The organism is Mycolicibacterium septicum DSM 44393 (assembly GCF_000455325.1).
GTDB classification, from domain to species: Bacteria; Actinomycetota; Actinomycetes; order Mycobacteriales; family Mycobacteriaceae; genus Mycobacterium; species Mycobacterium septicum.
In genome coordinates this window covers 2416164-2428842 of the sequence record NZ_HG322951.1, presented here as the reverse complement: position 1 = coordinate 2428842, position 12679 = coordinate 2416164, and the positions used below count along the sequence as shown (strand labels likewise).

The window sequence follows — 12679 nt, the reverse complement described above, 5'->3', positions numbered from 1 at the left end:
TGCGACGCACACTGGCATGGCACATCGTCCGGCGGCCCGGCGGAACCATCGCCGGCGCAACGCAATACGGCCACCTGCACACACAAATGATCCAAGGTTATGCCGGCGGAGCTGATGCAGGATTCCTCGACGACATCACCTTCGAACAATTCCTCCACCGTGCCGAGATCATCCACGACGACAACCATCGACTCGAGCGCGGCGAGCACGTCTCCGGTCCGGCTGCCGATGAGTACCGGGCCCGCGTTGCTCGGGCAAGCACGTTCGCGGGTTTGACAGTGACCACCAAGAGTCAGATCAACAATGCACTGTCGAACCCCGACGTGCAGATCCACCACGGCGCGGTCGTGACGTGCGTGTTCCGGCGCGCCACCGCAGCCTGCCTGGAACCTACCGACAACAGCTCTGTTGAACCGTTCTGGAGTCGGTGCCGACTTGGCTGCGTCAACGCCGCCCGCACCGACCGCGACGCCGCCAACCTTCGTCAGCATGTCGAAGCACTCCAACGCGATCTGGCGACTCTCGAACTTCCCGAACCGCTGCGGCAGCGAGTTCAGGTTCGCCTGATCGAGCACCGAAAGGCCCTCGCAGAGCACGAATCCAGCCGACCGACGACAAACCCCCAGCAGGACGAGGACGACGAATGACCCTCATGGGTGATGCTGCCGCACGCAACGATGGAGAACGCCAGCTGGTGCTGGCCGCGATGAGCCGCCTCCGAGACGACAAAGCCGAGCAGAGCAACGGCGCGCGTACCGTGGTGGCCTTGGCAGCCGAATCGGGAGTATCGCGGCAGAGACTCTATGAACATCACGGCGATCTGCTCAACGAGTTCAAGGCGACGGTCGGGTGCGGACCCGTTCCCCCGAATGTCGAAGCGCTGCAACGACAACTTGCACAGGCCCGTGAGCACAACCAGGAACTGACCAACGAGAATGCTCACCTGCAAAGCAAGATAAGGACGCTGTCAGCGGTGATCACCGAACTCACGCACGAAACCTCCGGAGCCAACGTCGTTGTTTCGATGCCACGGAAACTCGCGGGACGCAACGGGTTCACCTGAACAGACCGTCCCACGGATTCTGTCTGATCTTGGCTGGTCGTTTGACTTGGGACTGTCAGAGAAACGGTGGATCTGATCTTGGTGTGACACGCCGAGCGTGAGCTTGGCGGGAAGGATCACCAATGTCAGAAACACTCGATCCCGTGGCGACTGAACTGGATCAACGGCAGCTTGCCGAACAATTGTTGGCGCAGGCCAAGGAGCAAGGCGTCGAGCTGGTCGGCCCGAACGGGCTGCTCAACCAGTTGACGAAGAACGTGCTGGAGACCGCGTTGGATGCCGAGATGACCGAACATCTGGGTTATGACCGGCATGATCCCACCGGGCGGGGCAGCGGCAACTCCCGTAACGGGATGCGATCCAAGACGGTGTTCACCGAGATCGGCCCGGTCGACATCGACGTGCCGCGGGATGTGAATTCCTCGTTCGAGCCGCAGATCGTCAAGAAACGCCAACGTCGCCTGACCGGTATCGATGAGATCGTCTTGTCCTTGACGGCCAAGGGATTGACCACCGGGGAAGTGTCGGCGCACTTCGCCGACGTCTACGGCGCCACGGTGTCCAAGGACACCATCAGCCGGATCACCGACAAGGTGATCGAGGAGATGGCCGAGTGGTGCAACCGTCCGTTGGAGGCGGTGTATCCGGTGGTGTTCATCGACGCCATCAACGTCAAGGTCCGCGACGGCCAGGTCACCAACCGGCCGGTCTACGTGGCCATCGGAGTCACCTGCGGCGGGGAACGCGACATCCTCGGTTTGTGGGCCGGCGACGGTGGTGAGGGCGCCAAGTTCTGGCTGGCGGTGCTCACCGAGATCAAGAACCGCGGCACAGGTGACGTGTGCATCGTGGTGTGCGACGGCCTGAAGGGGCTGCCCGAAGCGATCACCACGGTGTGGGACCGTGCCATCGTCCAGACATGTGTTATTCATCTGCTGCGCAACACGTTTCGATACGCGTCGCGGAAGTACTGGGACCAGATCGCCAAGGACTTCCGCCCGGTCTACACCGCGGCGTCGGAGGCCGCGGCCAAGGAACGCTTCACCGAGTTCACCGCGACGTGGGGTGCCCGGTACCCGGCGATCATCCGATTGTGGGAGAACGCCTGGAGCGAGTTCGTGCCGTTCCTGGACTACGACGTCGAGATCCGACGCGTCATCTGCTCGACCAACGCCGTCGAATCCCTCAATGCCCGTTACCGCAGAGCGATTCGCGCCCGCGGGCACTTCCCGACCGAGCAGGCCGCGATGAAGTGTCTCTACCTCGTGACCCGCTCCCTAGACCCCACCGGCCGCGGTAAGGCACGATGGGCAATGAGGTGGAAGCCAGCGCTCAATGCGTTCGCGATCACCTTCGAAGGCCGGATCACCCCGACCGGCAACTAACAGATGCCAAGGTCGGATCCACCGTTAATCTGACAGCCCCTTTGACTTACAACGAGCGGCCAGTGTATCGCGCTGTCAACTCTGATTGACGGATTGATGCTCAGCTGCACTGTCTTAGTTGAGCGCCGTCACAGCCGGTTTCATCGACCGGCGTCTTGGTTGGAGAGAGCCGGGGACGTGATCTTGTGAGCGGGAGCCTCCAGGAGGTCGGCCAGGTTCAGCCCGGTCGACCGTGGGTGAAGTTCGCCCCGAATCGTCTCGCCGACTCGGCGGTATGAGGCCGCTCGCTACCTCTAGGGGTTGCCCGCTCTAGCGAGCTCCACGGGCAGGTTGGAGAAGATGGGCATCCCGGTGATCGGGTCGATGTCGTCGGCGCTGGTCAGCTGGTTGACGTTGCAGCTGCCCTCAAAGCCGTGCGGCACCGAAAGGGCGCCGGATACAAGCGTGGGATCGATCGTCACGGAGCCCGTGAGTTCACCGTGCCTGCTTCGGACGACCGCGATGTCCCCATCGTTCAGACCGCGTTTGGCGGCGTCGTCGGGATTGACGTATATACCGGTGGTGCCATGGTCGGCCGATTTGCGGGAATTGAGTTGGTTCTTCTGCCGTCGCGAGATGAGCACGAGGTCGGGTCCGGGGGCCAGCTCGGCAAGCTGAGCTACAAGCGGGCCTGGCGCCAGCCGCCAGCCCCCGAACTCGTCGGCCCGTGACTGCAGCCAGCCGAATGCCCGGTCCGCCGCCACGGTGTAGTTCGCTTCGCCGCTGGTGTCGATGGGCGTCCGCGCGCCCAGCGCGAGTAGAGCCACCACGTCGTCGTCGGTGACGGTGTCTGGGTTCACTCCGGGGAAGAAGTCCAGACTCATCCGCTTTCCGATTTGGGTCAGGATCCACCAGTAGGACCGGACGTCACCTCGCGGCGCTACCACCGCGGGGGTGAACTGCGCACCGAGCTCGGGGAACGAAAAGTCTGTACCCAGCGACACGTCGGGACGTTCCAGCTGATCCTTGGCGGGCAACACGTGAGTGGACAGCGCCGTCGTCGCGTTGTCGGCGATCTCGACCGTGAGCAGGACCTCGAGTTGTCGCAGCGCGGCGGTGATCCGCTCGGTTCCCGGCATGCAGGTGATCAGGTTGCCGCTGAGGTTGATCAGCGCGCGCAGGTTGCCACTCTCGATCTCGTCCGGCATTGCCGCGCAGGGGTATTCGCCTGCGACCGAGCGCAGGTCGGGACGGCTCGCGGGCCCGGGCCCGCGGAACCCCTCCTCCGGCGCAGTCGGGATGCGGCGGTTGTCGAGCTGGGTGAGCATGCCGGGATTCGACCAGGCGCCGCCCTCGCGGTCGAGCGACCCGGTGACGATCATCAGCGCCCAGGTCATCCACGCGGTCACGTTGGCCGCAGGCGACATTGACACGCCGGTGCCCGACTCGACGCTGACCCTGCCGGCGCGCCGTACTGCGGCCGAGAACTCTTCCAGGACCTCGGTCGCGATGCCGCTGATCGCCGCCGCCCGGGCGCACGTAAAGCCCTCGACGGCCTCTGCCAGCGCCTCGACGTCCTGCGCGTGCCGGTCGAGGTATTCGCGATCGGCGCCGTCGCGCAGCAGCTCGCGCACCAGGTAGGCCAGCACCGCGTAGTCGGTCCCCGGCCTGGTCTGCAGGTGTCGCGTCGCCTTGACCGCGGTCTCCGAGCGGCGCGGGTCGAGCACCCACACCTGCCCCTCAGTGGTGAACTCCCGCATCCGCACGGCCGGGCTGCTCAGCATCGCGGTGTGTCCGTGTGAGACAAGGGGATTGGTGCCGACGTAGATCGTCATCCGGCAGCGGCCGAAGTCCGGACGCGGCAAGGCGGCAAAGCCGCCGATCATCTCGCCCACGAGAATCTTGGATACGGTGTCGATCGTCATGTCGCTGTAGTAGGAGCGAGTGCGAAGTGCCTTGCGCATCATCTGCGCGGTCGCGTAGGCGGCACTGTCGAGGTACCCGCCGCCGCCGAGGAAGATGCCGACGGCGTCCGGTCCGGACTTGTCGATGATCGCGCGCAGCTTGGCAGCGACGTCGTCAAGCGCTTCATCCCACGAAACCCGCTCCATTGCATCGCCGTTGCGCATCTTCGGATACAGCAGCCGGTCCTCGCGGTGGTGGCCGTGTCCCATGGCCCGGCCCTTGGAGCAGGTGTAGCCGTGCGAGAGTAGGTTATCGGCGTCGCCGCGGACGCTGAGCACACGCTCTTCGTCGTCGACCTCGACGAGCACTCCACATGCGGATGTGCAGATTCGGCAGAAGGACTTTCGGATCATGCGATCACCTCGTCGGTGCGCCGTCTGTGACCTGCTTCGGACTCGGGTACGAGAAGCGCTGCAATCGCGGGAAGTTCAGCGTAGGTGACGATGCCGGGCGGCGCCGCGCACACCGCCGGAATGGCGTTCACCAATGGTGCGGCGGTGATCCGTAAGCCAATGTTGCGCATGCGTTGCGGTGACCAATCGGCGAGATCTGCATCGGTGGGCAGCAGGTCGATCTTCATGCGCACGTTCGGGTCACCGGAAATATCGACGAGGTAGCCGTGTTCGATGTGCCACGCTGGCTCCAGCAGCGGGGTGGCGGCCCATCGCTGCTGGACACAAACCACCTCCTGGCCAGCCTGGTGTCCGCTCCATCTGACCTCGATACCCCCGACATGGCCGTCGCGAATCAGGACGCCGTCGGCGACGGCCTCCTGTGTCGCGTGCGCGAACTCAACCGAACAGGAAATCTCGTCGAGCTCAACGCGTAGCATGCGAGCCAACACGTCGACCGCTTCGGCGAACACGGCCGTCCCGGCGCGTACGTCCTCCACATGGCCCGGGTCGTCCCTGCGCCGACCCCAGCCGACCCTCGCGAAGTTGGCATCTCCGATGAACTCTGAGACGTCAACCGACTCGAATACTGATGCTCTGCGCACGTTCGTCGAGACACCGCTGGCGATCGCTGCGGCAAGCTGCACGAATCCCGGATTCATTCCGCTGCCAAAAATGCTCGAACCACCGGCGAGTGCAGCAGAATTGAGCGCTGCACGGTCATCGCTGGACAGATTGACACCTGTCATGAATTCCGCGCTGGTGACGACATTGACACCGGCTCGTAGTATGCGTTGCACCTCAGCAAGGTTGAAGTACAAGGGCGTATACACAACGCAGTCAGGCCGCGATTCGAGTAAGGCATCCGCATCGATGGTAGCTCGGATGCCAAGCTCCCTGCCCAGGCCGCACAGCGTGCCCAGGCCTACCCCGGCCTTTTCCGGCGAACGGGTGTATACGCCGACCACGGCGATATCCGGTCGGCTCGTCAGGGCGCGCACAACCTCCGCAGCTACGTTGCCCGTCGTCCACTGCGCGACGCGGAGCACGTGCCGCTCAACCTCGAATGTCATCGGATTGGACCGATCTCGCGCCCCATGCTTGGTGACCACGAATCACTCACCTGCGCCGACGGGTTCACTGGGTGTGAATACGACCGGCATCGATTCCAAGCCACTGACGAAGTTCGCCGCGCGCAGCGGCAGCGCCGATTCGTCGGCCAGCCGCAAGCCCGGAAGCCGCTTCCATATCCGGGTGAGCATGAGTTTGAGTTCGAGTCGCGCGAGTTGGTTACCCAGACAAAAGTGCGTACCGAAGCCGAAGGCGATGTGGCTGTTCGGATTACGGTCGATCCGGAAGTTGTCCGGGTCGCCGAACACCGTCTCGTCGAAGTTAGCCGACTCGAACATCAGCATGATCTTCTCGCCCTCGCGCATCTCGGTCCCGTGGAACGTGGTGTCGGCGGTGAGCGTGCGGCACATGTTCTTCACCGGCGACGTCCAGCGCAACATCTCCTCGATAGCACCGGGCGCCAGCTCTGGGTCGGCGACCAGGCGTTCCCACTGGTCGCGGCGGCGTAGCAGCTGTTCAGTGCCGCCTGAGAGGGTGTGTCGGGTCGTCTCGTCGCCGCCGATCAGGAGCAGCAACGTCTCCATGACGATCTCGTCGTCACTCATTCGCTCGCCCTCGACCTCTGCGTTGACGAGCACGGAGAACAGGTCGTCGGTGGGCTCGGCGCGGCGCTTGGCGATGGCGTCCATCGTGAACGCGGTGTAGGCGGCGTGGGTGTCCATCAGATTCTGGACGGTCTGTTCGTCGAGGTGGGAGCTCAGCCCGCACACCAGCTCGTCAGACCATTGCAGCAGCTTCGCGCGCTCGTTGGGCAGCACGCCCAGCATGTCGCCGATGACCGCCATCGGCAGTGGTGCGGCGATGTCGCGGACGAAGTCGCATTCCCCGCGTTCGCACACGGCGTCGATCAGCGTGTCGCACAGCCGCTCAATCGAGGGCACCTTGCCCATCACCCGTTTGCGGGTGAAGCCGGCGTTGACCAACTTGCGCCGCAACAGATGGGCGGGATCGTCCATGTCGATCATGTACGGCATCCCGGGCTGGTCGGGCCGGATGCCGCCGGTGGACGAGAACAACTCGGGGTTGCGCTCGGCGTCGAGGACTGCTTGATAGGTCGCCGCCGCGGCCAGCCCGTTGCGGTCGCGAAAGACGGGCTCGTTGGTCCGCATCCACCGGTACGCATCGCGAGTGCTGCTGTCTGCGTAGAACGTGCCGTCGGTCAGGTCGACATCTGGCCGTGTCCGCGGTCCGGTGTCAATTGTCATTGTCGATCCCTGTTCGAGTGGTGAATTGACCTGCTAGGTACTTCCACGAGCGAGGCCGACTGCACCGCGGGCTTGGTGCAGCCGGCCTCCTGTCGATCGCCGAAGCAACTGGCTTTCGGGAATGGATCGACGTGTGCTGAAGACATGCGATGCAGTCAGATTGCCCGGATGCCTTCTTCTTTCGGACGCAGCGACCCGATCGCAGGGGTCAGCGGGATGCGCAATGCATCGACAAGGCCGGGTTCGGCAGCGCATACCCACGGGATGGCGTTGATGGCCCGCATGCCAGTCGCGAGTAAGCCGTGATCTGTGGAGTCCTCGTCGTCGTGGAATCCGACCTCGAATTCGGCATCGAAGCTCGGCTCGCCCTCGATGATGACGCGCCACACTCCGTCAATTCCGCCGGCGCGGCTCTTCGGCCAGTCCGGGGCGATATCGTCGGCCATCCGGTCGACATGCTCGATGGTGATGGCTTCATGGCCGTCCACCACGCCGATGCAGCGGAACCAGACGGCGCCCACGGTGCCTTCCTCGATGACCCCGGAGAGCGTCTCGAGTCGGCGCGGCGCAGGCGCGAACTTGCAGTCCTCACGGATTTCGTCGAGCTGCACCCCGAACGCGTCGGCGACCATCGTCACCGCCGCACCCCAACCGAATTTGATGACGCCTGGGATCATCACGCCGCCCTGATAGTCCAGCGGTTGACCGAAGCCGAACAGCTCGCGCATCTCGTAGATCGTGCTGTCGCGGGAGTAGTCGGTGATCTCCAAGCCGCGAACCGAATACACCCGGTTCGACATCGACGACAGCGCCACCGCGAAAAGATCACATCCGAAGCCAGGCTCGATGCCCGTGGAGTAAATGGAGCTACCGCCTTCGTGAGCGGCATCGACGATCCGCTGCAGCGTCGAGGGCTTCAACGAGCCACGCGGGTAGACCATCCCCGGCACCGACGTCGTCACGATATTCTTACCCGCCCGTAGGATCCTGCAGAAATCCTCGAACGCCTCACGTGGACGGTTGGTCGCCGGCCCGGTGTAGATGATGCAGTCGGCGTCACCGGACAGAATCGCGTCTTTATCACGAGTCGCGGCGACGCCGAGGGGGTCGATCCCGGCGAGCGTGCCGGCGTCCTGACCGTCCTTGGATTCCGAATGGACCCACACTCCAACGAGTTCCAGATTCGGGCGGCCGGCAACCGAGCGAATGGCCAGCTTACCGACCCGGCCGGTCGCCCATACTACGACTTTGTAGGTCCTATCGATGTTGTCCAACGGGTTGGTCATGGTGCAACAACTCCTGCCTCGATGCTGGTGACTCCACCAAGTCAACACCGTTGACCCCGTACCCGTCAACAGTGTTGACCAGATGGGGAGCCGAGGGCAGGATGGGCATTCACTTCGAGTCCCAAGGAGGACCACGATGGCGCAGGCAGCCACAAAGTCGGCGCCTCGACGCGGTCGGTCCATGACGACCGCCGAAGCGATCAAGCGCTGCGCGGCCCGACGGTTCTGGCGCGACGGTTACGCCTCGACCTCGGTGCGCGCGATCGCCGCGGACGTCGGCGTCGACCCGGCGTTGGTGATCCGCCACTTTGGATCGAAGGAGGAGTTATTCCTCGAAACGCTCCCGGTGCGAGGGTTTTGGGACGACGTGTTGGCCGGCCCGTTGGATACGCTCGGTACCCGGCTGGTGGATTTCGTGCTCAGTCGCGCGTCGGGAAAGATGCTGCGGGTGCATACCACGTTGGTGCGGGCGTCCGACAGCCCGGCGGTGCGGGCGCGGCTCTACGAGATCGTGGACTCGTCGTTCATCGAGCTGCTGAGGGAGCGGCTGCCCGGGCCGGATCCGGTGCTGCGTGCAAGGTTGATGGCCGCCCAGGTCGGTGGGCTGCTGCAGTCGCTGAGCATGTCCGATGAAGCGTTGCGCGATGACGATCCCGCCGCGGTCGTCGCGGTTTACGGCCAGGCTATCCAGAGCATCGTCGGGGTCTGAAAGATGTCCACCTTTGCACCGTCGGAAAGGCCGATGTGACCGCATCGCCGAGAATGCATCACGTGATCTATGCCGTTGACCGCGAGCGGTTCGAGGCGGCCACTGCGTTCTTTTCCGAAGTCGGATTCACCTTCACCGCCGTCGAATTGGGAGACGTCGGTTTGCAGGTGAGGGTGGATTGGACCGGAGGGGTGGAGCTGATCAGCCCGCTGGACACCGAGGCGGGACGCAGCAGCGCGGTGGCCGAGTTTCTCGCCTCCCGCGGCGACGGCGTCTACTCGGTCGCGATCCGGGTCGCCGACATGGCTGCCGCTGAGCAGGTGGCCGCCCGGTATGGGGCGGTCACCGGGTTCCGCCAGCATCGAGACGGTGACGGCTTCGCACTCGACGAATCGGAGATGACGGTACTGGGCCTGCCAATGACGTTGCTGGCCACCGACTTACCCTGCAACTGGCGTCACCACATGGTGCCGCGTAGGTGATCGGTTGGCCGTAAATCGTGTGCGGCGAGGATGCCTGCCGGAGCCGCGCAGACCGCACTGATGGCGTTGACCGCACGCGCTGCTGTGCCGGTGACGCCCCCCTGGTTGTGGTCGATGCCTATCCCGACGTGGGTGTTGATCTCGACCCCGGGATCGCCGTCCACGACGACGCGGTGCACGCCAGGCCGCCCGTCGGGCGGGAAGGCCCAGTCCGGCGCGGCGGCATCGGTGAGCCGGTTGACGTGTTCCATGGTGATCACGACGTCGCCATTGGCTACGCCCTCGACGCCGAACCGCACCGCGGCGACCTGGCCGGGTTCGACCGTCATCATCGTGCATTCGATGCGTCGCTCGGTGACCCACTTTTCGTGGCGCTCGCGCACCTCGTCGAGTTTGATGCCGAGGTTGTCGGCGAGGGTGCGCACCTGTCCGCCCCACAGCGACGTCAAGACGCCGGGCGCGAACAAGATCGGCGTGTGGTCCGGTGTCGTGCCGAATCCGAAACTGACGCCGGTGAATTCGGCGTCGTCGTAGCTGCCGTAGTCGCAGATCTCCTGCACGGTCACCGCGGTGGCCCGCGTGGACAGGCTCAGGGCCGCATGCACCAGCGTGTCGCCGGAGAAGCCAGGGTCGATGCCGTTGACGTACAACGTGGAGCCGCCCTGCTTGCAGGCCTGCTCCAGCGGCTCGCGCAACCAGGCGTCGGCATGCTGGGGGGCGACCATCCAAACCAGCGACGTGCCCACCACGTTGACGCCAGCGTTCAGGAACCGGCTGAGCTCATCGATGGCCTCGGTGGGGCGGGTTTCGGCTTGTGAGGTGTAGACGACGCAGTCCGCGTGCAGCGCCAGTAGCGCGTCGAGATCGTCGGTCGCGGTGATGCCGGTCGGTGCGGTCAGCCCGCACAGTTCGGCGGCGTCGCGGCCGACCTTGTCGGTTCCGTTGGCGTGCACGCCGACCAGTTCGAGATCGGGCCGGCCGATCAGCGCGCGCAGTGCATGCTCGCCGACGTTGCCGGTGGAGAATTGAATCACTTTGCGTTTCATCAGAATCGTCCCTTCAGAGCAGGTCGGTGATCGTCTTCAGACCGGCTTCGTAGAGCACGCCGGGCATCATGCCGCCGTCGATCTCGATGGTGGTGCCGTTGATGAAGTCGGCTCCGCCACCGGCGAGGAACACACAGGTGCGCCCGACCTCCTCAGGCTCGCCTCCTCGCTGCAGCGGGATTCTGGCGAAGTAGTTGGCGCCGGTGGGATCGTCGTTGGGCAGCACGAACGAGCGGAAGTTCTCGGTGATGTGTGGCCCAAGAGCGATCGCGTTGACGCGCGCGTGTGGTCCCCATTCCTCGGCCAGTGACCGGGTCAGGTGGTTGAGGCCGGACTTGGCCGCGCCATAGGACACCAACGTCGGCGAGCCGGCCGGGTGCGAGGCGCCGCTGGAGATGTTGATGATGCAACCGGTGCCGTCTTGGCGCCGCATCTGCCGATAGACCCTGATGGCGAACCACAGCGGGCTGGTGAGGTTCATCTGGATGGCGAACGCGTGGAACAGCACAGTGCGTTCGTAGTCGTCGTCGCTGCGCGGCGCGCCCTGGATCTTCTGCACGAGTTCGGGAATGTCTTCTGCGTGTGGCGCGGGTACTGTGCCGCCGGCGTTGTTGACCAGGATGTCGATGCGGCCGTAGGTGTCAGCCACCTGTTGCACCATGGCATCGATCGCCTGGTGGTCGCCCTGGTCGCACACCAGCTGCGCCGAGCGGTCCGCCCAATCTGGATGTTCGTCGGTACCGGGGATGGTGTCGAGCGGCTTGCGCGAGCAGCCGACGACGGTGGCGCCCGCTCGCAACAGTTCGTGGGCGATGCCGACCCCGACGCCGCGGCTGGTGCCGGTGACGATCGCAATCTTTCCGTCAAGTGAACCCATCGGTGTCTCTCTTCTCTGCTCAGAAGGCGCGAATGCCGTCGCGGTGCGGTCGCATGCCGCCCACCGCTGGGGTAAGTGGAAGGTGTAGGGCGTCGACGATGCCAGGTTCGGCCTCACACACCCACGGGATCGCGTTGAGCGCCCGCATTCCCGTCGCTAACAGCCCTTGGTTACTGGTGTTTTCGCCGGGCCGAAACCCGACCTGGAACTCGGCGTCGAAGCTGGGTTCGCCGTCGATGATGACCCGCCAGATGCCGTCGGTGCCGCCGTCACGACCTTTGGGCCAGTCCGGCGCGAAGTCGTCGGCCATCCGGTCGATGTGCTCGATGGTGATCGCTTCCACGCCGTCGACGACGCCGATGCAGCGCGTCCACACCGCTCCGACTTTGCCCTCCTCGACGACCCCGGACGCCGCATCGATGCGTCGTGTCGCCGGTGCAAACTCACACGATTCCCGGATCTCGTCGAGCGTGACGCCCATGGCGTCGGCCACCATGGTCACCGCTGCGCCCCACCCGAACCTCAACGCGCCCGGAGTGCGAAGTCCCCCTTGATAATCCAGCGGCATGCCGAACCCAAAGGTGTCGCGCACATCGAAGGCGACTGGATACTCCGAATAGTTGGTGATCTCGAGACCCCGGATGGAGTACACGGTGTGTGACATCGTCGTCAGCGCGATCGGCAGTAGGTCACAGCCGAATCCTGGCTCCACGCCCGAGGAGAACAACGAACTTCCTCCGGCAAGCGCGGCTTCGCGCAGCGGGCCCGTGTAGCGGGCCGATAGCGAGCCACGCTCGTAGACCAAGCCCGGAATCGACGTAGTGACCAGGTTCTTGCCCGCCCGCAGGATCCGGCAGAAATCGTCGCGGGCCTCTTTGGGCCGCGACGTGCCGGGCCCCACGTACATCACACAATCGGCGTCAGACGCCAACAGCGCCTCGGCGTCGCGGGTGGCGGCGATGCCAATCGCGTCCAGACCAGCCAACGTGCCGGCGTCCTGGCCGTCCTTTGATTCCGAATGCACCCACACTCCGGCCAATTCCAGATTGGGCCGGTCAAGGATTGTGCGGATGGCGAACCGTCCGATGGTGCCGGTGGCCCACAGGATCACCTTGTACCGCTTGCCGTTTGCCAGGGGATCGCCCACGGTTTCTCCTTC

Annotated in this window: 12 protein-coding genes; 4 read left to right on the top strand and 8 right to left on the bottom strand. The window is 64.6% G+C overall.

Annotated elements, in window-relative coordinates:
* Positions 1–575: hypothetical protein (locus tag TX88_RS34230; RefSeq protein ID WP_162563125.1), on the bottom strand; the 575-nt coding region annotated here is incomplete at its 3' end.
* A gap of 68 nt (positions 576–643) precedes the next feature.
* Between TX88_RS34230 and TX88_RS11480 the strand changes: the two genes are divergently transcribed.
* Both TX88_RS11480 and TX88_RS11475 read left to right on the top strand, forming a co-directional pair.
* Entirely contained in the window at positions 644–1063 is a 420-nt protein-coding gene (locus tag TX88_RS11480) for a coiled-coil domain-containing protein (RefSeq protein ID WP_044516873.1), read from the top strand.
* Between the two features lie 122 nt (positions 1064–1185).
* Complete coding sequence (locus TX88_RS11475) at positions 1186–2448, top strand: IS256 family transposase (protein WP_044516871.1); 1263 nt, start codon at positions 1186–1188, stop codon at positions 2446–2448.
* 293 nt (positions 2449–2741) lie between these two features.
* Here TX88_RS11475 and TX88_RS11470 read toward each other — a convergent pair whose 3' ends face one another.
* From TX88_RS11470 to TX88_RS11455, 4 genes are all read right to left on the bottom strand, one after another.
* A complete protein-coding gene (locus TX88_RS11470; protein ID WP_044516869.1) occupies positions 2742–4745 on the bottom strand; it encodes a molybdopterin-containing oxidoreductase family protein in 2004 nt (667 codons plus the stop codon).
* The gene (locus tag TX88_RS11465) at positions 4742–5896 is read right to left on the bottom strand and encodes an NAD(P)H-dependent amine dehydrogenase family protein (RefSeq protein ID WP_162563124.1); all 1155 of its coding nucleotides are present in this window, start codon (positions 5894–5896) and stop codon (positions 4742–4744) included. The genes TX88_RS11470 and TX88_RS11465 overlap by 4 nt, the downstream gene beginning before the upstream one ends.
* A 3-nt stretch (positions 5897–5899) precedes the next feature.
* Positions 5900–7120, bottom strand: coding sequence for a cytochrome P450 (locus TX88_RS11460; RefSeq protein WP_044516865.1), 1221 nt, complete (start codon positions 7118–7120; stop codon positions 5900–5902).
* Positions 7121–7275: 155 nt separating this feature from the next.
* The gene (locus tag TX88_RS11455; RefSeq protein WP_044516863.1) at positions 7276–8406 is read right to left on the bottom strand and encodes an NAD(P)H-dependent amine dehydrogenase family protein; all 1131 of its coding nucleotides are present in this window, start codon (positions 8404–8406) and stop codon (positions 7276–7278) included.
* Positions 8407–8587: 181 nt separating this feature from the next.
* Between TX88_RS11455 and TX88_RS11450 the strand changes: the two genes are divergently transcribed.
* Together TX88_RS11450 and TX88_RS11445 are read left to right on the top strand one after the other, a co-directional pair.
* Entirely contained in the window at positions 8588–9115 is a 528-nt protein-coding gene (locus TX88_RS11450) for a TetR/AcrR family transcriptional regulator (protein WP_049924898.1), read from the top strand.
* Positions 9116–9168: 53 nt separating this feature from the next.
* Positions 9169–9597: a VOC family protein gene (locus TX88_RS11445; RefSeq protein ID WP_044516860.1), complete on the top strand. Its 429-nt coding sequence runs from the start codon at positions 9169–9171 to the stop codon at positions 9595–9597.
* Here TX88_RS11445 and TX88_RS11440 read toward each other — a convergent pair.
* Genes TX88_RS11440 through TX88_RS11430 form a run of 3 tightly spaced genes read right to left on the bottom strand, consistent with a single transcriptional unit; the run spans position 9573 to position 12667 of the window.
* Positions 9573–10643, bottom strand: a complete 1071-nt coding sequence (locus TX88_RS11440; protein ID WP_044516859.1) for an NAD(P)H-dependent amine dehydrogenase family protein — start codon at positions 10641–10643, stop codon at positions 9573–9575. The two genes, TX88_RS11445 and TX88_RS11440, sit on opposite strands and share 25 nt — an antisense overlap.
* Positions 10644–10656: 13 nt before the next feature.
* Positions 10657–11520, bottom strand: a complete 864-nt coding sequence (locus TX88_RS11435; RefSeq protein WP_044516857.1) for an SDR family NAD(P)-dependent oxidoreductase — start codon at positions 11518–11520, stop codon at positions 10657–10659.
* A 19-nt stretch (positions 11521–11539) separates the two neighbouring features.
* Positions 11540–12667 carry an NAD(P)H-dependent amine dehydrogenase family protein gene (locus TX88_RS11430; protein WP_049924897.1) on the bottom strand — a complete coding sequence of 376 codons (1128 nt, stop codon included), beginning with the start codon at positions 12665–12667 and terminating at the stop codon, positions 11540–11542.
* Positions 12668–12679: the final 12 nt, after the last annotated feature.

Coding starts and splice junctions, on each gene's coding strand:
- TX88_RS11470 (WP_044516869.1), bottom strand. CDS start 4,745: ATGATCCGAAAGTCCTTCTGCCGAATCTGCACATCCGCATGTGGAGTG.
- TX88_RS11440 (WP_044516859.1), bottom strand. CDS start 10,643: ATGAAACGCAAAGTGATTCAATTCTCCACCGGCAACGTCGGCGAGCAT.
- TX88_RS11445 (WP_044516860.1), top strand. CDS start 9,169: ATGCATCACGTGATCTATGCCGTTGACCGCGAGCGGTTCGAGGCGGCC.
- TX88_RS11450 (WP_049924898.1), top strand. CDS start 8,588: ATGACGACCGCCGAAGCGATCAAGCGCTGCGCGGCCCGACGGTTCTGG.
- TX88_RS11480 (WP_044516873.1), top strand. CDS start 644: ATGACCCTCATGGGTGATGCTGCCGCACGCAACGATGGAGAACGCCAG.
- TX88_RS11460 (WP_044516865.1), bottom strand. CDS start 7,120: ATGACAATTGACACCGGACCGCGGACACGGCCAGATGTCGACCTGACC.
- TX88_RS11455 (WP_044516863.1), bottom strand. CDS start 8,406: ATGACCAACCCGTTGGACAACATCGATAGGACCTACAAAGTCGTAGTA.
- TX88_RS11475 (WP_044516871.1), top strand. CDS start 1,186: ATGTCAGAAACACTCGATCCCGTGGCGACTGAACTGGATCAACGGCAG.
- TX88_RS11435 (WP_044516857.1), bottom strand. CDS start 11,520: ATGGGTTCACTTGACGGAAAGATTGCGATCGTCACCGGCACCAGCCGC.